Genomic DNA, 22,720 nt, shown 5'->3' with positions numbered 1-22,720 from the left:
GCATCACGCCCCAGCTCGGGGCGCGCGCAGCTTCGCCTCCACCGCGCTGGCCAAGGACTCGGCGTTCTGGAAGAGCTCGACGGACAGATCGGCATCGTCGAAGGAGACGTCGAATTCTCTTTCCAATTCCATGATCAGGTCGAGCACCGCCACCGAGTCGAGACCGAGACCGCTGGAGAGCAAAGGGGTCTTGGCGTCGAGTCGGATCCCCTTCTCGGGGGCCACGATGCGCTGCCCGAGGATGTGGAGAACCTGGTCGGTTACCGAGCTTTGCACGCTTCGGACCTCCTTGGCGTGGGTGGAAGGCTAGGGGTGACCGAGTGGGGCACGGAGCGGGATGGCGTTGCGGTGGGGGGTACGGACACCGTGACCCCTAGGCACGGCTGACCGGGGCGCCAGCGTTGGCGCCGTCCGAGTTTCCAGCGCAGGCGGTTCCCCTCCGACCGCAATCGGCGCATGTGCAGCGATCCGAAGAGGAACTCCACCCGCAGAATCCACCCGACACTCTCGTACCCGAGCCGCGCATGGGTGCGGATGGAGTGGCGGTTGTCGTACTGGCCGTAGCCAACGAACCAGCGCACACCCTGGCCACGAAGATTCGATAGCGTGAAGCGTGCCAGCCCTCCGTACACCCGGGTGAAGCGGTACGGAGGCGCGACATACGAGCGATAGGTGCAGGCTTCGTCGGCCTGCAAGAGGAGCTCGCACTTGACTTCGGGAACGTAGAGGCGCTCCCGGGCGGCCCAGGCGTAGGCGACGATGTCCTGGCCCCGGCGGGCCACGAAACCCTGGCGCCCCTGGGCGAGGTCGTCTCGGAAGCGGCGTTCCAACCAGCCCTGATCGGCGTCGGGGTCGGAAGCGGCGATCAAGGCGAATGCCGCAGCCGGCAGGGGTTTTTCCGCTTCCAGGCGTTCGAGGACGACGTCCCGCGGCAGGGTACTTTCCGGCACCGCCTCCCCCCGGGTGATCACGATGCGGTCGATGCGGAGCAGCCGGCGCGGCACGCACCGGCGCACCAGGACGAGGAGGCCGTCCAGGTCGCGCTCGCGCAGCAACCGCAGCAGTCGGGTGAACCCGCCCGGCCGGGTCGGTGTAGGAACAGGCTGACCCAAGCGGGGCCTCCAGGAAAAACGGAATTGAAGCCGAAGCAAGGACCGAGGTTACCAGGCGCCGCCGATTCCCGTCCAGGAAAGCGCCCCCGTGGACCCGCAGCGCCTGGACAGGTGTGGGGTGCTTCGACTCTGGGGGGTGCTTCGACTCTGTAGGGTGCTTCGATCTTCGGGACGGCTGATCCCAGCGGGCTTGCTCCCCAGAGGTGGCATTTGACGCAGACGAAGCCTTCGTTCGATCCTCCCGGGCACCCCTCTGGCAGTACACCAGCGACTGTGCTGGAATGAAAGCAATGGATCCGATGCCAGCCGTCCGTTCTTGCCTCCGCCGCACCAACCCCTCTGGCGCTCTCTCGAGATGGCGGCCCTTGTGCCTTGCCGGTGGGTTCCTGTGCTTTGGCCTCGCGGCTTTGGCTGCCGGCGGCAAGCCGGAGGACTGGAGCCTCAAGCACGGGGTCATCTGGTACGCCAGCGCCCGCGACGACATGGTGCGAGAGGTCGCCGCACGGCGTTATCGCGTCGGCATCACCGGCAAAGACGATCGGGAGGATGCAGATCGCGTCGACATCAAGACGCGGAATCCGGCCTTCCGCTGGTTCGTCTACAACTCGGCGACGGACAACTACGTGACCTCGCGGCAGGGGACGCCGGAGCATGATCTCTTGGCGTCGCTCGCCTCCAGCCGCGGCTGGGACTTGGAAGAAGCGTATCTCCATTATTGGGACGACACCCGCCTGGTCCTGGAGGGCGACACCATCCTCGTGCGCGGTTGGGGCGGGGGGAGCGCCACAAGCCCCGCCGAGGCCCGCGTGCCCGTCTACTACCGCAACCTGAGCCGGCGGCTGGTGCAGTTCTCTACCCCCCGGGCGGCGCAGCTGCACCGCGAGGTGATGGTGCATCTGGCCTTCGCGACGCCCTTCGCCGGGTCCACCATCTACCCCGACGGCATCTTCCTCGACAACGCCACCGCCCAGCTCTTCAACTTCGGCAACATCCTGAGCGGCGGACGGGTGCGGGAAGCACCAGGGAACCCGCAACTCGGCAGCAGGGAGCACCTGCGCTGGCACTGGAACGACAACTTCGGCCCCTTCCTCACCAGCCTCAAAGACACGCTGGAGGCGGCCGCACGCTGGGCCCCGGACCAACGGCGCAAGTTCCTCATGATCAACGTGGCCAACATCTGGGACGACGAGTACGTGAGCCGCGACGTCGCCGACATCCTCTTCCAGGAGTTCCTCTACAACCCGGTGCGCAGCTTCGGGAAGGGGATGGCGGAGGAAGCGTACCGGCGCAACTCGCTGGCGGAAGCGGCGGGAATTGCCACCTTCTACAGCGCCTCGACGGCGCGCAACGTCCAGGGCCGGAGCGGCGAGTTCAGCTATGCCGATGTCCTGCTCGGGAACCTGGTGTACTACCTGGTGACGCGCACCCAGAGCACCTTGTTCTACGAGATGGGGACGAATGCGCCGAACGTCGCGGGGTGGGACACCCTCACCTGGCGCGGCTGCATCGACGCCGCCGCCAAGCAGCTCGGCGCCCCCGCCGGCGGACCCTACACACTGGCCCAGGGTCGCGATCCCCTGGGCAACCCTTACGAGGTGAAGGCACGGCGTTACGAGCGCGGCCTCGTGGTGCTGCGCAATCGGGGCGACTGGAACCAGGGGATCGAGCCCGAATCGGCAGTGACGGTCGACCTCCCCACTCCCCTGGCTCCCGTCGATCCGGCGGGCCGGGTCGGGGTGGCGGTCACCTCGGTGCGCCTGCGCAACGGCGCCGTAGCCATGCTCCTCGGTAGCGTTCCCGGCCCCTGACTCCAGACGGAAAACAGCCGGGAGGCGCTACGAAGTCCTCCGGGGCTGCATGTGGGGGAGCCTCGACGGACCGCTGCGCCGAGAGTGTGTGCTGCCCCAGTTTCTCTGATGGACCACCAAGGTTCCCCGTCGACCGGACCCCAGATCCTTCTCCCCAGTGCGCCTCAACCAGGTCGTTCTGGCAATCGCTCAGGAGAGCCGCCCTGGGAGCGGTTGCCCGCGCCGCTTGGAGCCTGCCACCGACACAACGGGTTCTGGTACAATGAGATTGGCCTCGTCGAACGGAATGGGATGGTACGGATGACTGGCTCGAAGTGGTGCGCCCTCGCTCGCGTCTCGCTGCTGGCCGGGATGCTCCTCCTAGTGGCCGTTGTCGCCGGGGCTCAAGACCCGGCCCAGTACAAGATCGGCACGGAGGATGTGATTCGCATCGTGGTAGGAACCCGCACCGACCTCACGGCCCTGGTCCGCGCCGACGGAAAGGTCGTGTTCGCGGGGGAAGAGTTGCAGGCGGCTGGTCTCACGCCTCGACAGCTGGGTATCGCCTTGACCGAACGCAATAGCATCCGGCAGCCGGGAGCACCTCCCGTCATCGTCGAGGTCCTCCAGTGCAACAGCCGCAAGGTCACGGTGAGCGGTGAGGTCCGCACCCCGGGAACGTTTCCTCTCTGCTCCATCCCCGACCTCTGGACGCTCCTGACCAAGGATGCTGGGGGTCTGACGGCGATAGCCGATCTGAGCCGCGTCCAGATCCTGCGCGCGGAGGGCGAGCCGAAGCTGGTCCTCGTGGACCTGTCCACGGCGCCGCAGGGGAAAATCCCGAAGAACATGCCCGAGGTGCGGCCGCGCGACACCATCACCGTTCCCTCGCTCGCCGCCGAAGCCACGACGGTCACCGGCTCTTCCTTCCAGATCCTCGGCTCCGTCCGCAATCCCGGTGTGTATCCCTTGAGTCGCGCGGGCACGGTCATGGACGCCTTGGGTGTGGCCGGCGGTCACCTGCCGGAAGCGAACTTGAAGAAGGTCGCACTCACCCGCAACAATGGCGACAGCGTGGTGGCCTACAAGCTCAATCTCCAGGCGTTGCTCTATGAGGGCGAGACCGGCGCCAATTTCGATCTCCAGTCCGGCGACACGGTGACGATCCCGACCAAGTCGTTCGGTCCGGGAACCGTGGCCCGCGGCCTGGTGATACTCCTGCCCCTCATCACCTCGATCACGACCCTCATCGTGGTCGCGCGGTAAAGGGTCGCCAGAACGGAGACACGGGATGGACTTTCCCACTGGAGCCATGGATCGGAGCCTCGATCTCCGCCACTACGGGGCGATTCTCTGGCGCCGCAAAGGGCTCCTGATTCTGAGCTCCATCACCGTCTTCAGCGCCGCACTCATCGCCCTCAGCTTCATGCCCAACGAGTACGAGTCGCGGGTGAGCCTGGAGTTCCTGCAGTTCCAGTCATTCACCCGGGGGATGGAGCAGTACACCGGTGGAGACGGGGGCTCTGGGCGGAGCTACGAGGTGGAGAGGGCGGGCATGAACAGCATCATGGCCCGCATTCACAGCGCTGCGTTCTTGGAGAAGGTGGCGGTGCTGCTGCGCATGACGGAAGATCCCGGCATCCGCCAAGCGGCGGCGGCCTACCGCGCCAAGCATCCTGGCCAGGCAGGGGAAGACTTCGCCATGCGCCTGGTGGTGAAGCGCTTGCAAGCGAGCATCCGCGTCGTCGCCATCGGTCCAGCGAACTACGAAATCGTGGTCTCCGATTACAAGCCGGATCTGGCGCAGCTGAAGGCGAAGTACGTCAGTGAGCGCTTCCTGGAAGAGACGAAGGATGCCGCGACGAGAAAATACCAGAGCACCCTCGAATGGAGCAGCGACCAGCTGACTGCGGCCCGGGAGGATCTGAGGCAAGCGCAAGAAGACTTGAAAAGCTACAGGAGCGCCATGATCGCCGAGGGATTCTCCTCGGGCAGAGTGCGCGAGGAGAATCGCGGCAGCGCCGAATCGTTGCATCGCCAGCTCCGCCAAGCACAGGTCGACGCGGAAAAACGGTCCACGGAATGGAGCAACAAGCTCGGGTACGTCGGGCTGAAACCGGGTGACGGCGCTGCGCTGCGTACGGACCAGGAGGTGGAACACCTGGTCGAGGCCTTGCGCACTGCTCTGACCGGCGCCGTCGAGGACCGCTTGGCCGGCGGCGGCACGAGCGGCAGCGGTCCGAGCGAGGCGGACGAGTGGACGCCTGGGGAAACCTACCTGGATCTGCGGACCCAACTGAACAAGCGCTTGATGGCCGTGGCGGGCAATCGCAACCCCAAGGCGGAGGAAGAGCTCGTCAAGGTGCTGGCCAACAGCTCTTTCTACGACATCGACGCGCAGATGCAGAGGGATGCGGCCTCCGACCTGCGGAAGGACATCGATAGCTTCCGGCAGCACGCCTCGAGACAGCCTGCGGAGGATCTCAGGGAACAGCAACTCGAGCGCGAGGTGGCGACGGTCCAGGAGAAGGTCAACCTGCTCCAAGAGCAAGTGCAGTCGAGCCGTTGGCGGGAGAACATGGAGCTCTCGAATCTCGGCTTGCAACAGCCTGACATCCTCGACCCGGCCAAGGTTCCGCTCTCCCCGAGCCGGCCGGATCGATTGAAGATCCTGCTGGCGGCGCTGTTGCTCGGCCCGGTCCTGGGCGCCGGCTTCGCCTTCCTGAGCGAGACCACGGACGGCACGCTGCGCACGCTCGACGATATCCAGCGTGTGGTTCCCGAACCCATCCTCTGCACCACGCCGCTCCTCGCCAAGCTGAAGCCGCGCCAGCGAGGGCTACGCCGTCACTGGGTGCCGGCGGCGGTCACCGGCGTCCTGGTCCTGACCGCGGTGTTCTTTTTCGCTCGCCTGACCGTCCTCGACCACATCGGTGTGGGCAACGCCACTCTGGCCGTCCCGCCTGTCCCGCCTGTCCCGCCTGACAGCACGTCGCAAGCCCAGCGAGGGCACTGAGCCCGGCGACGGAACGGAACGAGAACATGAGCATCGAAGACGAGATTCGCCGCGATCAGCCCATGAGCACGGAGATTCAAAAGCTCGCGTCGCGGCTGTGGCGTCAGGTGCAGAAGGACGGCAAGAAGGTCGTTCTCGTCACCAGCGCTCTGCGCGGCGAGGGCAAGAGCACCACCGTGGCCTATCTCGCCTCGGCCCTCGCCCTGCAACCGGGGCGCAAGATCGTCGCCATGGACACGGACTTCCGGGACCCCACGCTGAATCGCCATTTCCACGCGGAGATCGAAAGGGGTCTGGCGGACGTGCTGCGCGGCGAGTGCTCGGTGCGGGATGCGGTGGTGCACACCGTGCTGCGGGAAGGCGATTCGGGCCTGGATCTCCTGCTTCCGGCTGGTGATGAACAGGAGCCGGAGGCGCTGCTGCAGACTTCGAAGCTGACCGAGGTTTTCCGGACGTTGCGAAGCGGCTACGACATGGTCTTGGTGGACGCGCCGGCGCTGATCCCCGTGGCCGACGGCGCCTCGATCATCCCGCACTGCGACGCCGTGATCCTCGTGGTCATGGCCGGCCTCAGCACCAAGCACCACCTCCGCCGGGCCCGGGAGCTCTGTCTCGGCCTGGGCGCCGAGATCCTCGGCGTCGTGGTCGGCAACGTCCAGCAAGCGGCCCCGGAGTACATGGATCTCAACTACTACGCCTACGCGGGGCGGGAGCGCCGCTCGAGGCCGCGTGAATCCTCCTGAGCCGGACATCCCGGCGAACCCCACGGTCTCCGTGGTGCTTCCCGTTCTGGACGAGGAGGCGGACATCTCCGGCCTCCTCGAAATGCTTCTGGGCCAGCAGGAACCGCCTGGCGGCTTCGAGGTGCTGGTGGTGGACGGCGGCTCCCGGGACCGCACGCGGGAGATCGTGAACGCCGTGGGTGCCAGGGATCCGCGGGTGCGTCTCCTCGACAACCCAGCGGTGCGCAGCAGCGCCGGGCGCAACGTCGGCGCCTGGGCGGCGCGCGGGGAGTACGTGCTCTTCGTCGACGGCCACTGCGGTCTGCCCCGGCCGGACCATCTCCAGCGTTTGGTGGAAATCTTCCGCGCCACCGGAGCCGCGTGCCTGTGCCGGCCGCAACCGCTCCTGGACCTGGCCGGCGGCGCCTGGGGTGCTGCCATCGCCGCGGCACGCCATTCCTGGCTGGGGCACAATCCGGGCTCGGACATCTATCGGGAGAGCCCGGGCGTCACCGATCCACGCTCGGCGGGAGCAGCCTACCGTCGCGCCGTCATCCTCGAACTCGGCGGCTACGACGAACGTTTCGATGCCTGCGAGGACGTGGAGTTCAACCACCGGGTGGCTCGCGCCGGCTTGCTCGCCTACCGGCATCCCGATCTCCGCCTGCAGTACCGGCCGCGGACGACGCTCTCCGGTCTCTACCGGCAGATGCGGCGCTATGGCCGCGGGCGCGCCCATCTGCTGGCGCGGCATCCTGGCGTGATCCCCTGGGCTCTCGTCGCGCTCACGCTCGTCGTCGCGGCTGGCGTGGCGACGTTCGTGCTGGCAGGCCCGGGGATCGGGAGTATCGTGGTCGGCGCGCTCGCTCTCGGCTATCTCACGCTCTGCGGCATCGAGTCGTTGCGGCTCGTGGGATGGAGGCAGGAAGCTCTGCGCCTTGCCCGAGTCTTCCCGGTGCTCCACGCCGGGCTCCTCCTCGGCTTCTGGCGTGGCCTCCTGGAGTTTCGCCGCTTCCGGGCCGAGCGCAGCTGAACGGGGGATGGCCGTGCTGTTGCAAGCGCTGGTGCTTCTCGGCCTCGGTTTCGCTGCCGCCACGACGGTGTACTACAGCGGTCTCTGCCTGGTGGCGCTCTGCCTCGCCGGAAGGCGGCAGCTCGCTCTTCCTTCCAACCCCGCGAGCCGCTTCGTCCTCGTCATCCCGGCGCACGACGAAGAAGAGGCCCTTCCGGAGACACTGCACGCCTGCGCCGCCCTCGAGTACCCGCACTCCCTCTACGACGTCCTCGTGGTCGCCGACAACTGCAGCGACGGGACCGCCAGCGTGGCTCGCGCCCTGGGGGCACGCTGCTTGGAACGCCAGGATCCGGCGCAACGTGGCAAGGGCTACGCCCTCGCTTGGGCATTCCGCCACCTCGAGAGCGAGGACTTCGATGCCGTGGTGGTGCTCGATGCCGACTGTTCCTTGGATCCGCGAGCACTTCGTGTCTTCGATGCCAGGCTGCAGCAGGGTGCACAGGCCGTGCAAGCGGCGTACGTGGCCACCAACCCCACAGAGAGCCCGATCAGCTACGTGGTGGCGCTCGGCAGGCACCTGGAAAACAACTTCTTCTACGCCCCCAAGACGCCGCTAGGACTGGCGGTGCTGCTCCGCGGCACCGGCATGGTCCTGCGGAAGGAAGTGCTCGCGCGCTTGCCCTGGCGGGCGCATTCGGTGGCGGAGGACGTCGAGTACAGCTTGGACCTGGTGGAAAACGACGTCCCCGTGGTTTTCGAAGCTTCCGTCGCCGTCTGGTCCCGCTTCCCCGCCAGCCGCCAGCAGCTCGGTGTACAGCGCTCGCGCTGGGCCGGGGGCAACTGGGAGCTCGCCCGGCGCCGGGCCTTGCCGCTCTGGTGGGCTGGATGGCGGCGGCGCAGCCTGGCCAGGCTCGATGCGGCCTGGACGCTCGTAGTGCAGAGTCGTCCGTTCGTCCTTCTCGAACTGCTCGCCGTGCTACTCGTGGCGATGGCCGCGGTCTGGTTGCGGCCGGACGGTACGTCGCGGGCTTTGCTCGTGGTGGCTCTCGCGCTGCTCGGGCTACAGCTCCTCTACCTGGCCTTCGGCATCCTTCACTACGGCCTGGATCGCCGGCGCTTCGCTCTGCTTCTCCGCTCCCCCTTCGCCCTCGGACGCCTGGCGCTCATCTCGCTCCGCGGCCTCGCGGGCTCCGGGCGGGACGTCTGGGCCCGCACACCGCGTCGCTAGCGCGAAGGGCCAGCGCCTTCACCGCCAGCCGGAGCGTGCATACGAAAACGGGCGACGCCTGCTGGCGCCGCCCGTTGACCATGGGGCACTGGTGAAGAATTACTTCTTGCGCCTCTTCGCCTTCGCTGCACCCAGCGCCAGCAGGCCGCTGCCGAGCGCGAAGAGCGTCCCGGGCTCGGGCACCGAGGGCACGTTGGGCTCGCTGAGAGAGGTGCCGTACTGGAAGGAGACGTTCGAGATGTCCCCCTCGGAGAAGGTCGAACCCGCAGTCAGAGTGAACGTGACCGAGTTCTGGATGAGGCCGTTGCCACCGGTGACCGCGGCATTGCCCAGCGTCAGGTTGTCACCCGCGGAGGTGATCCCGTACTGGACCCCATCGACGGCCGCTGGCCCCTGCAGGTTGCTACCCGGGAAGTTGGAGCCGCCGAAGAGGCCGAAGCCGGAACTCGAGGTTCCGAGATAAGCGCCACCGGGAGCTCCGGAGAGCGCGGCCCCATAGGCCCATTCTCCGCCCACGTTGCCGGCGTTGAGGGGACCGTAGAAGACCGTGGAGCCGGCGGTGAGGGCTGCAGATACAGGCGTCAAGGTGTTGGGCGGAAAGCCGGCGATGTCGAAGAACACCCCGGTCAGGACTTCTGCGGGGTTCGTCACGTCGAAGGCGCTGGTGTTCGTGAGGACGAGAGTCACGGTCGTGCCTGTCACAGTGAACGAAGCGGAGGCTGCTAGATTTGCCGCGACCCCGGTGAACGTTACGGTGGCGCTGGCGGCACTCGCCAGGCCGACGAGCATTCCCAGGGCGAGGACGATGCTGATCGGTTTTCTCATCTCGGAGTGTCTCCCATGGCAGAGGTAGGGAATTCACCAATCTATCAGCAGGGGGCGTGCCCGCCCTCCAGAACGGCACAATCAATTCATTTTTAATCACTTATCAAACCACCTCTGGGTGGTACGGTTACGGTAACCGTCAGAAATCCCAACGCCTGTATGGAATCTGTGCCCCGCAGTGGTGCGCCCACCCTGAACCTGGGAGACGTACGGTTCGCGGGTAAGAAGATTCTTCCACGGAAGAATTCAATCGTCTGATTCTATTCAAGATAACAATGAAGGATCGTAGCAGCTACCAACCCCTGGCAGGAGGTCGAGTTGCTAGGTATTCCGACACCTGGCGATTCGAGGCGACCGGCTCCTAGGCGTTCCTGCGGCCCTACAGCGTGCAAGGTTCGGTGGGAATGGGAAGCGACGGCAGACTCTAGCTCAGCGAGGCAGTCCAGGGCGGGGAATCTCGGAATGGGGGACCTTGCAGATGGTGAAGCGGTACTTCCCAGAAGCCTCTTGGGCGATGTGGGTGACAGGATCGATGTCAAAGCCCATTTCGGTGCCGAAGCGCTCCCCCACGAGACGGGCGATGGCGGCCCGGCTGCCGTCGTCGAAGCCGACATCCGGGACCACGCGGATGAGGAGATGGGTGAGGCGTTCCTGGACGATTTGCACCTGGCGCACGCCGGGAATGAGCGTGGCGAAATTCTCCGTCAGTGAGATCCCGGAGACGAATTCGCCGCGAGGCGTGAGCAGATAGTCCGCCACCCGACCGGTGATTCTCTCCAGGAGGGGATAGGAGCGGCCGCAGGGGCAGGGAGACTGAGCCTCCACGGCCCGGTCGCCGACCTCGTAGCGGAGGAAGGGCATGCCGTAGTTGCGCAGGTCCGTGACCACCACATGCCCCGCCTCGCCGCTCTTGTCGCGCTGGTCGATCTCGACGACGAGCGCGTCGGTGTTGACGTGTAGACCCTGGTGCGCCCCGCACTCGCTGGCGATCAGGCTCACCTCCTCGCAGCCGTAGCGATCGAACACGGGGCTCGCGAAGATTCTCTCCAGGGCCGCGCGCTCGTGCGGGTGCAGGACCATGGCGGTGGACAGGATGCCCTTGAAGTGGTGCGGGCCGAAGCCCCGGGCTTCCCAGAAGCGAGCGAAGAGATAGAGGGAGTGCGCGTGCCCCCAGAGCAAAGTGGCGCGCCGTTCGACGATCGCAGAGGCGAAGCGCTCCATCATGGCCTCGTCCATGCGCAAGGTGTCGAGGTAGAAGGTGCGCTCCAGGAGAGCGTGACGCAGCTTCTGGCGCCAGCGCCGGGCCGGCGGCGGATTGCCCCAGATGGCGGCGCGGTACTCACCCATGTCCCATCCGGTCCAGCGATCGCGGTAAAGCGTCACACCGCGGCGCCACTCGTTGCAGGGCTCGTCCGCCTGCACATGAAGCGAGACTCCGGTGGAGCCCGAGGTACGCTTGCGCACCAGTGCGGTGCCCGCATGCGAACGGGCCACGAGGTCCGCGGCGTGGTTACGCACCTCATCCTTGGTGAGCACGGGAACGCGGCGCCAGTCCTCCCAGGAGCGCAAGTCCCCGGGTTCGAAACCGATCGCCTCGAAGCGCTGGCGGTAGAAGGGCGATTCCCGCCACGCGTGCGCGACGACCGCCTGCAGCTCACGCCACTGTCGTTGGCGCCGTGCCTCCAGGGAAAGACCGCGCTCCTTCTGGAGGCGAGCGGCGACGCGCAAGTACGGGGAGCGCTCGTGCAACGCCCAGGGTGGGACCACGAAGGTGCGCAGCGCCCAAGGGATCACGGCCGACTCCGAGTGGCGGTGGCGCCGCGCGCGGCGTGGTCCGGGGCCTCGAGGAGACTGCGGTAGAAGCGCATGAGCTTCTCCGTCTGCTTGACGAACGAGAACTCCTCGGCGGCGCGCCGGCGCGCCGCGGCAGCCACGGATGCAGCAAGCGCACCGTCGTCGAGGACGGCGCGGATCGCCGCAGCGAGCGCCGGCGCCTCACCGGCTCGCACCAACCAGCCGGTGCGCCCGTGCTGCACCAGCTCCGCCGTGCCGCCGACATCGGTGGCCACGGTGGGCTTACCGAGGGAGAAGGCTTCGAGCAGGACGTTGGGAAGTCCTTCGCTGAAGGACGGATTCACCACCACGTCGGCCCCCGCTAGGCAGCCGAGGACGTCGCGGCGGAAGCCGGCGAAGACGACGCGCTGGGCGCTGCCGTTTTCCTGCGCCTGACGGCGCAGGTTCGCTTCCTCGGCGCCGTTGCCGAGGAGCACGAGGTGCACCGGCGGCTCGTGATCGGCGAGCAAAGCCATCGCTTCCAAGAGCACACGGTGCCCCTTTTCCGGGCTCAAGCGCCCAGCGGCGACCAGAATCGTGCTGGCAGACGGCAGGCCGAACTCGGCGCGCAGATCCACCTCGCGGACGCCGGCGGCGAGGTCGCACTCCACTGCGTTGTGCACCACGGTGACACGGTCGGAGGGGATGCCGGCACGGGCCAGCAAGCGGCGCGTGCCCTCGGAGACGCAGAGGAGACGCGGGAGACGGCGCAAGACCCAGCGGTCCAGCGCCTCGTAACGGCGCACCTTCCAGTTCTCCGCGGTGAAGCCCCGTACGAAGGAGACCTGCGCCGGGCGCCGGCGCCGGCAGGCGAGCCAACCGACGACGTTCGACTTGTATCCATGGGTGACGAGGACGTCGATGCGCTCCGCCGCCAAGAAGCGACGCAGCTGCCGCACCGCGAGCAGGCTGAAGGGCGAGCGCGTGTCGACGAGGAAGAGCGGCAGACCGCGGGCGCGGGCGGCCTCGGTGACCTCGACCTGGGAACGGTTCTCCCGGAACGAGCCCACCACGGCGCGCCAGCCGGCACGCTGCAGCTGCACGCAGTGCTCCAGGATCTGTTTTTCCGGACCGCCGAGGAAGTTGCTGGAGATCAGATGGCAGATGCCGGGCGCGGTGGCGCGCGCCGTCTCCGGGCGCCTCCGGCCGCCGCCGGGGGCCGATGCCGCCTGGGGCTCGATCATGACTGCGCGGCACCTTCCGCTGTCAATGCGCGCCGCGACCGCGGAAGACCACGTCGAAAGTCTTCATGACGATCTTCACGTTGAGCATCCAGCAGCGGTTGTCCACGTAGTAGAGGTCGTACTTGAGCTTCGTGCGCACGTCGTCGAGGCTGGCGTCGTAGTTGCGCTGCACCTGCGCCAATCCCGTGATGCCCGGGGGGACGGCGTGGCGGCGGGAGTACTCCGGCATGGCGCGCGCCAGGCGCTCGACGAACTGCGGGCGTTCGGGACGGGGGCCGATGAGGCGCATGGTCCCGTGCACGACGTTGAGCAGCTGCGGCAGCTCGTCGAAGCGCAGCGTGCGCAGCGCCCTTCCCACCCGGGTGACGCGCGGGTCGTTCTCTTCGGCCCACACCGGACCCGTCACGGCCTCGGCGTTCGGGATCATGGTGCGGAACTTCCAGATCAAGAAGCGCTGCCCCCCACCGGGGGTCTGGCGCCGCTCTTTCTTCGCCACCCTCAACCTTGCACCGTTTGCCTGTGTGTGCTGCCGGCGATCGAGACCCACCCGTTCCTGGCGGTAGAAGACCGAGCCCCCAGGGGACTCCAGCTTGAGCGCCAGGGCGATCAGCGCCAGCAGCGGCGAGACGCCGGCGAGGAGCGCCAGGGCCACGGCGCGTTCCAGGATTCCCGGTCCACCTGCTGCCTGGGCCGATCCCGCGGCGGGCCGCGTCAGAGGCTGCAGATGCGTCCAGGGGGAAAAATCAAAGACGCGACCGGTGGCGGCGCCAGGCTGTGCCGTTGTCGCTTGCGCGGTCGAATCGAACATGTTGGCACCTCCTCGAGTTTCAGTTGGGAGTGGTCACTTCGATCGTGTTGCTGCCGTCCGACACCGCGCCGTCGTCGTCGACGACGAAGAGCCGGTAGTAGTAGGTCGTTGCCGGATCGATCGAGGTATCGGTGTAGCTGGTGAGATCGCGCTCGTCGCTCTCGACGACGAGATCGGACGTCTCGTTCACCGGCCGGGACGTGGAGCGATAGAGTCGATAGAGAGAGAAGCTGGGATCGGTGCTCGCCTCCCAGTGCAAGGTGGCTGCGATGCTGGTCACGTCGGTGGCCGGGAGGAGGGTCACCGCGACCGGGGGACCGTTGATCGTGGTGGCGGAGACCTCGTCGCTGCGCGCCCGCAGGCCGCCTTCGTCCTCCACATACACCCGGTAGTAATACTGGGTGTTCTCCGTGAGACCGAGGTCGTCATGGTAGTTCTCGTAGACGTCGGTGATCCGCTTCAGCAGAACGTCCGTTTCGGTCACCGTCCCGGTCTCGTTCCGATACACCAGGTAGGCGGTGAAATCCCGGTCCTGGGAGCGGGTCCAGCGCAGGGACAAGCTCGATTCGGTGATGGCAGCAGGTGCTTCCAGAGCGACCGCATTGGGCGGGCGCTCGTTGGGGACATCGCCGCAGAGCGTGTTGACCGAGCCGGTCTGCAGCCCCGATGTGGTAAGCACGTAGACGCGATAGCAGTAGTGGTGGCCCTCGATCACGTCGGTGTCGGGGAGCTGCACGGTGCTGCGCGCCGTGATCGAACCGACCTGGCGCTCGGTGGAATCCACCGGGGCCGAGTCGCTGCGGAAGATCTGGTAGGCCGCGAAGTCCGCCGCCTGCGACTGGGACCAGCGGACCGTGATCGCCGCCGCCGCCGGGGGTTCGGCGAAAAGCAACGGCAGCAACGTCACCGGATCCGGGCTCTCGTGCACCGTGAGCGACTGGGGCGACGGGAAAGGTGTCGCCACGTTCGCCACGTCGTCGGAGAATTGACCGGTGATCCGGGCCCCGGTCACCGAGCTTCCCGCCGGCAGAACCCAATTGCGTTCGTAGATGCCGTTGTCCGCCGCGGCGTCTCCGCCCGTGCCGTTGTCGAAGAGCTCGAGGCCGGTGACCAGACCCGCCACATCGACCCGGGCGGTGCCGCCGCTCTCGCCGGCATCGAGGGTGAAGTGCACCATGTCGCCTGGGGCGCGGTTCTCGGAGCCGGTGAAGCCGGTGGTGCGGATGGTGGCATGCGTGTCCAGGACGATGTTGTCGAAGACCGGTAGCGTCTCGGAGCCGTCCTGCAGTCGGAAGACCCCGTACACGGTCTTGGAGCCATCCTCAGCGCTTCGGAAAGTCCAGCTCGCGGGGGAGACCGGTTGGCGCCAGACTGCCGTGGCCGCCGAGTCGGGGTCTTCGTAAAGGCGCACCGCCGCCACGCTGGAGGCAGCGATGAGCGTGACCCCCACGTTGCGGTTGCGCGTCTTCGGCGCGTCGTCGGCGATGACGAGGGAAAACACACCGGGGCTCGCCTGCACGGGCTCGCTCGGCGTGCCGAACTTGCCGTTCCGGCCTGCGGAAACGCGGTAGGCGTAGGTGCGGCCGTTGCGCACTCCCGAGTCCAGGTAAGAGCGCGGGGTGACGCGCCCGAGCAGCACCTCGGCCTCGCTCACGTCGAGGCGCTGGCGATAGACGGCGAACTCCGCGGCGGTCTGGCCGTCGGGGAGCCCCCAGGACAGGCGCACGGCGTTGTTGCCCACGAGCACGGACAGCGAGTCCGGGATCGGCAGCCCCGCGCCGTTGCTGGGGTCGAAGGGGTTATCGAGCTGCGGTTGCTCGGGAGATTCGAAGCAAGAGCAGAGCAGGAGCCCGAGCAGCAGGGCGTGGCGGCGCTTCATGGCAGCCTCCAGTGGAGGCTGGCGACGACGCCGCCCTGACCAGGGGCGACGGACACGTCCACCGCCGAACGAGTCCAGCCGGAAGCGCCGAGGCCGGCGGCGTCGAGGACGTTCCACAGGTACGCGGCTCCCGTCGACCCGAGGAGCGTCCACACCCGCACCTGCCATTCGTCGGCTTGGTCGGCGGCTGCGTTCAGATCGGCGCGCGCGGCGTCGATCTCCGCCGGCGTGTCGGCGGCGTCGTAACGGCGCTGCGCGTCCGACTGCCGCCGCTGCGCTTGCAGGTACTCGTCGTAGGAGGCGATGCTTCCCGCCGCGAGACCCCAGAACGAGGCGCCGAAAGCGAAAGCGCGCCAGCGATGCCCCATGTGGCGTTGCCCGGCGCCCGGCACCAGAGCGCTGCGCAGCGCCGCATCGTAGGCTCGCCCGCGCCGCACCCCGACCACGTAGCTCCCCTGGGCGTTGACTTGCAGCGACGGCTTCGAGGTCAAAGCCCAAGTCTCCACCGCGGCGCCCACCCAGGCGCCGGCGGCGAACCCGGTCCAGATGTTGCGCATGAGGGCTTCGTCGTCTTCGCGTTCCGAGGCGCTCTCCAGCTGCAACCGGGCGGCGGTGATCTCCGCCGGCGTCGTCGCCTGGTCATAGGCGTCCTGGGCGAGCTGCCGGTCGTTCCGCGCCGTATCCAGGTGGCCGCTCTTGACGATGGCGCCGAAGACGCCGCCGGCGGCAGCGGTGGTGAAGATGGCGCCGCGCCAGCCTTCGTGGCGGGCCAAGTGGACGAAGCCCGGCGGCAAGAACAAGGCCCAGCCGCTTGCCCAACGTTCCAAGGTCACGCCTTCGTCGAAGCGGCTGCGCCAGCGGCCCCGGGCCGTCACCAATCCCAGCCCCGAGGCGCGCAGCAGATACTCGCCGGGAGGCAGCTGCTGCACCATGAGCGGTGTCACACCTTCGATGTTCACCGGACCCTGGAACTGCAGGTGCACCGAGCGCGGCTGGGACTGCAGGGAAAGGTCCGCAGCGTGGACGACGCTGCAAGCGAGCACGCTGGCGGTGACGCCTGCGGCGACCCAGCTCGAACCTCGTCGCCATCCCGGGATCCGTCGCACAGACTCCATTCCTTCCGTCACGTGGCCGTGTCGGCTCGTCATTCCGTCGTCTCGGTCGCCGAGTTCTCGCTGGGATTTCTATACTGGGCGGCGTCGATGCCGTGCTTGCGCAGGAGGTCGTGCAAGCTGGGTCGCGAGATCTCCAGCTCCTCCGCCGCTTTGGAAATGTTGCCGCAGGTGCGGCGCAGCGCCTGCACGATCATCTGGTAGTCGGTCTGCTCGCGCACGCTGCGAAGCGACAGCGAGGGCAAGTGCTCCTCGCCGCTCAAACCGAGATCCACCGCGCGCACTAGGCGGCCCGAGCACAGCACCACCGCCTTCTGCACGTGGTGCTCCAGCTCGCGCACGTTCCCCGGCCAGGCGTAGTGCAGCATGCCCTGCTTCGCCCGTCGGCTGAAGGCGAGCCTCTCCTTTTCCATCTCGGTGCTGAAGCGTTCCAGGAAGAACTGCGCCAGGTAGAGGATGTCTTCCGTGCGCTCCCGCAGCGGCGGCACCACGATGTTCACCACCGAGAGCCGGTAGAAGAGATCCTCGCGGAAGCCCCCGGTTTTCACCGCGCTGGTCAGGTCGCGATTGGTGGCGGCGATGACGCGCACGTCGAGTCGGGTGACCGAGCGGCCGCCGACCCGTTCGATCTCCCGCTCCTGCAGGAAGCGCAGGAGCTTCACCTGCAGCAGTGTCGGCAGCTCCCCCACCTCGTCGAGGAACACCGTGCCGCCGTCGGCGAGCTCCAGCTTGCCGGGCCGTGAAGTGTGAGCGCCAGTGAAGGAGCCCTTCTCGTGGCCGAAGAGCTCGCTCTCCAGCAGGTTCTCCGGGATGGCGCCGCAGTTGATGCTGATGAAAGGCTTGTTGGCGCGTTTGCTCAGACGTTTCAGCTCGCGCGCCACCAGTTCCTTCCCTGTGCCGCTCTCGCCGAGGATGAGGACGGAAACGTCCGTGGGCGCCACCTTGCGGACGATGTCGAAGACCGATTCCATTTGCGGCGAGCGGCCCAGGAGGTTGCCGACCCGGCCCTTGCCTTCGAAGCGCTGCAGCAGCTTCTGGTTCTGCCGCTCCCACTGCCCGACCCGGACGGCGCGCTCCAGCAGTTGACGCAAGGTGGCGACATCCACGGGCTTGCCCATGAAGTCGAAGGCACCTTGTTCGATGGCGCGGAGCGCGTTCTCCTGCGTGTCGTTGCCGGTGATCAGGACGAGCTTCATCAGCGGGTCGAGCTCGAGGCAGCGCTCCAGCAAGGAAAACCCCGACTCCGGATCGCTGCGCTCCAGCGCCAGGTCGAGGGTGATGACCTGAGGGTGCTCTTTGGCGATGAGCTGCCAGGCCTGCTTGGGTTGATTCGCGGTATAGACCTGGTAGTCCTCCCCCAAGGCCAGAGCGAGCTGCTGGAGCATCGCCAGGTCGTCGTCGACGATGAGCAGCTTCGGTTTCTCCTGGGGCGTGAGTGCGGCTGCGTTCATGCCACCACTTCCGTCGGCGTGCGCGGGCGCTGCTCGCCCTCGTCGTCGGCGGCGGCCATGATGATCTGCACCGTGGTGCCGACACCCAGATGGCTCTCGACCTTCAGCTCCCCGCCATGGGCCCGGACGATGGAGCGGCACTGGTAGAGGCCCAGGCCCAGCCCACCGCGCTTGGTGGTGGCGAAGGGGCGGAAGAGCCTCTCGCGCACGAACTCCGGCGGCATGCCCACGCCGGTGTCGGTCACCGAGAGGTGCACCATCGCGCCGTTGCTGCGGATGGGATCGCTGCGAGTCTGGATGGTGAGTGTGCCCTCGCCGTCCATGGCTTCGATGGCGTTGGTCACCAGGTTCTCCAGCACCCGCTGCAGCATGTTCTCGTCGCCGGTCACCGCCGCCGGCGTGCGCAGATCGAGCTGCACCGTCAGGGCCTCCCGGCGCCCCACCTGCATCTCGTCGAGGGTGCTCCGCACCAGGTCGTTGACCACGATGCGCTGCTGCGAGCGCCGCGGGTCGTCCCGCAGCTCCGACAGCGTGCGCACCAGGGCATCCATGCGGTCGGCGACCCGGTCGATGTCCCCGGCGGCGAGCTCGGCGATCCCCGGCTTGTCCTTGAACTGCACCAGGTTCTGAGCCACCAAGCGCAGCGGCGACAGGTAGTTCTTCAGATCGTGGAGGAGCATGTTGCTCCACTGGGAGATGAGGGTCATCTCGCGGTGCTCGGCCATCTCCTCGGCTTGCAGCGTCACGCGCAGTCGCGAGCCGATATGCGACGCCATGCTGTCGAGGAGCGCCACGTCCTCGTAGGTGAAGGGATCGTCCCGGTGGCGGCGCTGCAAGCCCACGCAGCCCACGAGCCGCGTTCCCTCCAGGAGCGGCGCGAGGATCTGACTCGCCGTGGCGTCGAGCCAGGCGCCGTTCTCGGCGTAGATGGAGATGTATTCGAAGTCGTCGGGGCGCCGGTCGAGCAAGAGGGCGTGACGCTCCGTGGCCAGGCGCTTCGCCAGCGGCGAGTCCTCCTCGAGAACGGATCGCGGGTCGTCCATGCCCTTCCCCAGGCAAGGGGAGATGCGGAGCGAAGCCTTCTCGCGCAGCGACAGGGTCACCGCATCGGCGAGGAAGACCTCTTGCAGCAAGGTGCGAGCCCGGGCGAGAACGCTGTGGCTGTCCGTGGCGCTCTCCATGCTCTGGGTGACGTTGGCCCACTGGGTCCGGTAGTCGTAACGGTTGACGTAGAAGTTGCGATCGATGTAGCGGCGCACCCGCCGCTGGAAGCGGTTGGAGAACAAGAGAAGGATCGCCAGCAGCACCGCCAGGAAGCCGAAGGAGATGGTCACGACCTCGTCGGGGGACCACTGGGTGAACACCGCCACCTGCGAGACGACGCCGACGGCGAGCACGTAGAGGCCGGCAGCGATGGCGGTGAAGGAGGAGTAGACGATGTGGCGCGACACCGGTGCCCCGACGTCGGTGAGGCCGCTGCGCATGGTGCTGTAGGCGAGGACCAGGTTGACCACGGCGATGGGAATGGCGGCGGCGACGAGCTTGCCGACGCCGATGGACGAGTACAGAAGCCCCGTGGTGAGGATGAAGGTGAAGAAGCCGAGCAGCCCGAAGAAGGTGAGGAAGAGCAACTTCAGCCGCGGCCGCGCCTGACTCGGGACCAGCCGGTAGGTGCATTCCAGGTTGTAGCCGATGATGACCATGCCCACGAGCAGGTAGCTCAAATAGGCTTTGCCCAGCGATCCCAGGTGGATGGTGCCGCGGCCGGCGTCCCAGTCGAAACCGGTGACGAAGTTCGCGTGGCGCACGAAGAAGAGCGACAGGAGTCCGCCGACACCGAGGAGAACGAAGGTGCGCCGGGAGTTGCGGAAAGAGTCCTCGGGGCGCTCGCGCCCGACGCACACGGAGAGCAGATGGCCGGCCAGCACCAGAGGCACGCCGGCGGCGAGCAGGGCGTAGACCCAAAGGTGCGGCGTGTTCGTCGGTCCGACCTGCACCAAGCGCAGCAGCGCCAGCTGGAACGCCGACAAGCTCAAGGCCAGGAGCACCGTGCCCAAGCGCAGGATCCGCGCCGGCCGCCGCAGCAGCACCGCCGCCACCGGGACGAGGCACGACAGCGCGCCGAGGAGCAGCGGGCCTTCCTGCAGGGTCACTCGCTGCTCACCTCCCGCAGGCGGACCGCCTCGGCGGCCGCCCAGCGGCCGACTTCCATGTTGGGATAACGCTGGGCCAGGTTGCCGAGGATTTCCGCCGCGCGCTTCCGATCACCCATGTCGTTGTAAGCGAACTTCGCCGCCTGCAGCATGATGCTGGCACCCTGCGGATTCCCCGGCAGGGCATCGGCGATCCCCATCAGTTCGACCAGGGCTTCCTCGTTGCGGTGCTGCATGGCCAGGACCTGCGCCAGCTTGGTGCGGATGGGCAGCGTGGTCTGGTGCGACGGATAACGGGTGAGGAGCTCGCGGTACTCGCGCTCGGCCCGCTCGAGAGCCGCGGCGGTTTCCGTCGCATCCTCGACCCGCTTGTAGTGCGCCACCACTTCGAGGGGAGCCAGCAGGGCCGGATCGCTCAACGGATGACGCACCGGCAGGCTGCGGAAGACGTCGAGGGCCTCGGGCCAGCGCCCTTCTCTCTCGAGCAGTCGACCACGCAGGAGCATGCCGTTGGCGTTCAGCGAGGTCGCGCCGGCGTACTCGTCGCGCAAGCGGTCGAGGGCATCGAGCGCCTCGTCCACCGCTCCCTGCCTGGCGTCGAGGGTCGCCAGGGTCAGCAGGGCCTGCGCCGCCGCCGGGCTCTTCGGGTAATCCCGCGGCACCGACAGCAAGAGATCCCGGGTGGGTCCCGGTGCAGCCGAGGCGCGGCTCTGCACCATGGCCATGCTCAGCCGAACGTTGCCGGGGTCCAAAGTCGACGACCGGTCCGCCGCGATCTGCGCCTCGATCTGCCGGAGCTCGCCCATGGCCACTTGCCAGCGCCCGCAGTCTGCAGCCACATCCGCCAAGCGCAAGCGTGATTCCAGCGCCAGCCGCGACTCCGGTTTCGCCGTGATCCAGCGCCGGTAGCGCTCCTCCGCCTGTTCATAAGCCGCTTGGACCGGCGCGCTCCGGACGGCGCTGGTATCGCCCGGCGCCGCGTCCATGCTTGCCTGCCGGTGCAGCCGCGCGACGCGGAGTGGTATTTCGATCACCAAGCCGGGAACGCCCGGCTCGCCAGGCTGCGGCTCGATGTGCTCGAGGATGGTCTCGTAAGCCTTCGCCGCTTCGACCCAGAGCTTGGCATACTCGTGCATGCGGCCCTGGGCGAGCTTCACTTCACCGACCAGCAGAGGCACGTCCTGGAACTCGGCGATGACACGACCGTAGTTGGCGCGCATCGCGGTGGAATCTCCGATACCGGCATGGATCTGTGCCGCGTTGACCAGGGCCCGGGCCACCAAGGTGTGGATGTCCTGGGCGAGGGGGTCGCCGGCGCTGCTGGCGGAGGTGTCGGTCCCCTGGGCCAGAGTTTCGTAACCCTGCGCCAGGTTGCGCCAGGTCTCGGACTCCACCAGCTCCGGCTTGATGGAGAGCCGGCGGTACTCCCGGTTCAGATGCCAGAGGGCTCGCTCGGCGCGGTAGCGCGAGCCCACGCCTTGCTCGTTGCCGCAGGCGGCGCAGAGGGCGACCGAGAGGCAGACGAAAAGGCGGGCCTTCATCGTACCGTCTCCGTCCGCCACAAGAAGAGCCGGGTGATGGCGCCGACGATGAGGAAGCCGAAGAAGAGCTCGCCGACGATGCGTCCGGCTAGGAGCGCACTCACGAGCTCCGGTTCCAGCTTGCCGATGAAGAGATCGACGCGCTGGGTCAAATAGCTGATCGGATAGAGCGCCAGCACCGGGAAGGAGACGACGAGGACCGTGGGCAGAAAAGTGCGCGCTGTGACTCGGATCGAATCGCGCAGCGCCGCCAGCGCCGAGTGTCCTTGCAGGACCACCCAGGCGGTGGAGTAGCTCACGAAACTCTGCACCAGGATGACGGCGATCAGCAGAACGCCTCGCACGCTCCATCGCACCATGCTGCTGTCGAGGAAGAGCTGCGGCGGCACCAAGCCCGCGAGCATGCTCAAGCCCACGATCGCCAGCGCCGGCGGCACGCTCACCAAAACGAGTGACGGCACCCGGCCGTGGACGCGGGCGCCACGCCCGCTTCCCGCCTCGAGACCGAGGGCGCGGGCGAAGTACAGCGTGGCGAATGCGACGGCCACGGAAGCCACCAGCACCGCCAGCACGAGGACGAGCCGGGAGTACATGCCGGGTAGGTACAGCAGCAGCGCCGGATAATGCATCGCCTTCTCACCGCCGAGCAAGCGCACCAGAGGGACGCCGAGCGGTGCGAGCAGGGGATGGTGGAAACCCACGAGCAATCCCAGAGCGCCGAACTGCACCGCCGCCAGAACGAGGAAGGGCAGCCAGTAGGAAGGCCGCAGCATCAGCGGCAGGACGCTGCGGTAGGCGCGCACGGCGACGCCAAGGGACAGAAACAGGTTCATGTGGCTGCGAAGCCTCCCTAGGTGTCCACGAGACGCGGTCGGCGTGTACACCTGGGTCACGAACCGCAAGTCTGTGCGGGATTTCACCTAACAATACCTGGGTGAAACACCCAAGTCAACGATAAAATGTCAGGCCAGCCTTACAGAATCGTAGCCAGCCACCTGCACACCTGCGCATCCGAGGGGTTCGAGGGCCTGGTGAGCACAGATTCTGCGGTCCA

The 22,720-nt window shown here is 67.3% G+C and carries 18 protein-coding genes; 6 read left to right on the top strand and 12 right to left on the bottom strand.

Annotated elements, in window-relative coordinates:
- Nucleotides 1-3: 3 nt before the first annotated feature.
- Together VFE28_13480 and VFE28_13475 are read right to left on the bottom strand one after the other, a co-directional pair.
- A complete protein-coding gene (locus VFE28_13480; GenBank protein ID HZM17007.1) occupies nucleotides 4-276 on the bottom strand; it encodes an acyl carrier protein in 273 nt (90 codons plus the stop codon).
- Nucleotides 261-1,112 carry a hypothetical protein gene (locus VFE28_13475; GenBank protein ID HZM17006.1) on the bottom strand — a complete coding sequence of 284 codons (852 nt, stop codon included), beginning with the start codon at nucleotides 1,110-1,112 and terminating at the stop codon, nucleotides 261-263. Before VFE28_13475 ends, VFE28_13480 begins: the two co-directional genes overlap by 16 nt.
- A 365-nt stretch (nucleotides 1,113-1,477) precedes the next feature.
- Here VFE28_13475 and VFE28_13470 point away from each other — a divergent pair, with 365 nt between their 5' ends.
- From VFE28_13470 to VFE28_13445, 6 genes are all read left to right on the top strand, one after another.
- Nucleotides 1,478-2,920, top strand: coding sequence for a hypothetical protein (locus VFE28_13470; GenBank protein HZM17005.1), 1,443 nt, complete (start codon nucleotides 1,478-1,480; stop codon nucleotides 2,918-2,920).
- A 300-nt stretch (nucleotides 2,921-3,220) separates the two neighbouring features.
- Entirely contained in the window at nucleotides 3,221-4,165 is a 945-nt protein-coding gene (locus tag VFE28_13465; protein ID HZM17004.1) for an SLBB domain-containing protein, read from the top strand.
- A gap of 25 nt (nucleotides 4,166-4,190) precedes the next feature.
- The gene (locus VFE28_13460; protein ID HZM17003.1) at nucleotides 4,191-5,915 is read left to right on the top strand and encodes a hypothetical protein; all 1,725 of its coding nucleotides are present in this window, start codon (nucleotides 4,191-4,193) and stop codon (nucleotides 5,913-5,915) included.
- 26 nt (nucleotides 5,916-5,941) lie between these two features.
- Nucleotides 5,942-6,658 (top strand): CpsD/CapB family tyrosine-protein kinase, encoded by a 717-nt coding sequence (locus VFE28_13455; GenBank protein HZM17002.1) that lies wholly within the window; start codon nucleotides 5,942-5,944, stop codon nucleotides 6,656-6,658.
- Nucleotides 6,645-7,670, top strand: coding sequence for a glycosyltransferase (locus tag VFE28_13450; protein ID HZM17001.1), 1,026 nt, complete (start codon nucleotides 6,645-6,647; stop codon nucleotides 7,668-7,670). Before VFE28_13455 ends, VFE28_13450 begins: the two co-directional genes overlap by 14 nt.
- A 7-nt stretch (nucleotides 7,671-7,677) precedes the next feature.
- Nucleotides 7,678-8,880, top strand: coding sequence for a glycosyltransferase family 2 protein (locus VFE28_13445; GenBank protein ID HZM17000.1), 1,203 nt, complete (start codon nucleotides 7,678-7,680; stop codon nucleotides 8,878-8,880).
- 99 nt (nucleotides 8,881-8,979) lie between these two features.
- Here the strand turns inward: VFE28_13445 and VFE28_13440 are convergent, their stop codons facing one another.
- From VFE28_13440 to VFE28_13395, 10 genes are all read right to left on the bottom strand, one after another.
- A complete protein-coding gene (locus tag VFE28_13440; GenBank protein HZM16999.1) occupies nucleotides 8,980-9,705 on the bottom strand; it encodes an XDD4 family exosortase-dependent surface protein in 726 nt (241 codons plus the stop codon).
- A 429-nt stretch (nucleotides 9,706-10,134) separates the two neighbouring features.
- A complete protein-coding gene (locus tag VFE28_13435; GenBank protein HZM16998.1) occupies nucleotides 10,135-11,499 on the bottom strand; it encodes a phenylacetate--CoA ligase family protein in 1,365 nt (454 codons plus the stop codon).
- Nucleotides 11,496-12,722, bottom strand: a complete 1,227-nt coding sequence (locus tag VFE28_13430) for a glycosyltransferase (protein ID HZM16997.1) — start codon at nucleotides 12,720-12,722, stop codon at nucleotides 11,496-11,498. The genes VFE28_13435 and VFE28_13430 overlap by 4 nt, the downstream gene beginning before the upstream one ends.
- Before the next feature lie 22 nt (nucleotides 12,723-12,744).
- Nucleotides 12,745-13,530: a sugar transferase gene (locus VFE28_13425; protein ID HZM16996.1), complete on the bottom strand. Its 786-nt coding sequence runs from the start codon at nucleotides 13,528-13,530 to the stop codon at nucleotides 12,745-12,747.
- A gap of 19 nt (nucleotides 13,531-13,549) precedes the next feature.
- Nucleotides 13,550-15,409, bottom strand: coding sequence for a hypothetical protein (locus tag VFE28_13420; protein ID HZM16995.1), 1,860 nt, complete (start codon nucleotides 15,407-15,409; stop codon nucleotides 13,550-13,552).
- A complete protein-coding gene (locus VFE28_13415; protein HZM16994.1) occupies nucleotides 15,406-16,515 on the bottom strand; it encodes a hypothetical protein in 1,110 nt (369 codons plus the stop codon). The genes VFE28_13420 and VFE28_13415 overlap by 4 nt, the downstream gene beginning before the upstream one ends.
- Nucleotides 16,516-16,553: 38 nt before the next feature.
- The gene (prsR, locus tag VFE28_13410) at nucleotides 16,554-17,972 is read right to left on the bottom strand and encodes a PEP-CTERM-box response regulator transcription factor (GenBank protein ID HZM16993.1); all 1,419 of its coding nucleotides are present in this window, start codon (nucleotides 17,970-17,972) and stop codon (nucleotides 16,554-16,556) included.
- Nucleotides 17,969-20,125, bottom strand: coding sequence for an XrtA/PEP-CTERM system histidine kinase PrsK (prsK, locus tag VFE28_13405; GenBank protein HZM16992.1), 2,157 nt, complete (start codon nucleotides 20,123-20,125; stop codon nucleotides 17,969-17,971). The genes prsR and prsK overlap by 4 nt, the downstream gene beginning before the upstream one ends.
- Nucleotides 20,122-21,666 carry a tetratricopeptide repeat protein gene (locus tag VFE28_13400; GenBank protein ID HZM16991.1) on the bottom strand — a complete coding sequence of 515 codons (1,545 nt, stop codon included), beginning with the start codon at nucleotides 21,664-21,666 and terminating at the stop codon, nucleotides 20,122-20,124. Before VFE28_13400 ends, prsK begins: the two co-directional genes overlap by 4 nt.
- Nucleotides 21,663-22,499 carry a hypothetical protein gene (locus tag VFE28_13395; GenBank protein HZM16990.1) on the bottom strand — a complete coding sequence of 279 codons (837 nt, stop codon included), beginning with the start codon at nucleotides 22,497-22,499 and terminating at the stop codon, nucleotides 21,663-21,665. Before VFE28_13395 ends, VFE28_13400 begins: the two co-directional genes overlap by 4 nt.
- Nucleotides 22,500-22,720 lie beyond the last annotated feature (221 nt).

It is taken from the genome of Candidatus Krumholzibacteriia bacterium (assembly GCA_035649275.1).
Lineage (GTDB): Bacteria > Krumholzibacteriota > Krumholzibacteriia.
Note: the sequence above shows the minus strand (reverse complement) of the source record. Positions and strands in the feature narration are given on the sequence as shown.

Coding starts and splice junctions, on each gene's coding strand:
- VFE28_13465 (HZM17004.1), top strand. CDS start 3,221: ATGACTGGCTCGAAGTGGTGCGCCCTCGCTCGCGTCTCGCTGCTGGCC.
- VFE28_13460 (HZM17003.1), top strand. CDS start 4,191: ATGGACTTTCCCACTGGAGCCATGGATCGGAGCCTCGATCTCCGCCAC.
- VFE28_13455 (HZM17002.1), top strand. CDS start 5,942: ATGAGCATCGAAGACGAGATTCGCCGCGATCAGCCCATGAGCACGGAG.
- VFE28_13445 (HZM17000.1), top strand. CDS start 7,678: ATGGCCGTGCTGTTGCAAGCGCTGGTGCTTCTCGGCCTCGGTTTCGCT.
- VFE28_13440 (HZM16999.1), bottom strand. CDS start 9,705: ATGAGAAAACCGATCAGCATCGTCCTCGCCCTGGGAATGCTCGTCGGC.
- VFE28_13430 (HZM16997.1), bottom strand. CDS start 12,722: ATGATCGAGCCCCAGGCGGCATCGGCCCCCGGCGGCGGCCGGAGGCGC.
- VFE28_13425 (HZM16996.1), bottom strand. CDS start 13,530: ATGTTCGATTCGACCGCGCAAGCGACAACGGCACAGCCTGGCGCCGCC.
- VFE28_13420 (HZM16995.1), bottom strand. CDS start 15,409: ATGAAGCGCCGCCACGCCCTGCTGCTCGGGCTCCTGCTCTGCTCTTGC.
- prsR (HZM16993.1), bottom strand. CDS start 17,972: ATGAACGCAGCCGCACTCACGCCCCAGGAGAAACCGAAGCTGCTCATC.
- VFE28_13400 (HZM16991.1), bottom strand. CDS start 21,666: ATGAAGGCCCGCCTTTTCGTCTGCCTCTCGGTCGCCCTCTGCGCCGCC.
- VFE28_13395 (HZM16990.1), bottom strand. CDS start 22,499: ATGAACCTGTTTCTGTCCCTTGGCGTCGCCGTGCGCGCCTACCGCAGC.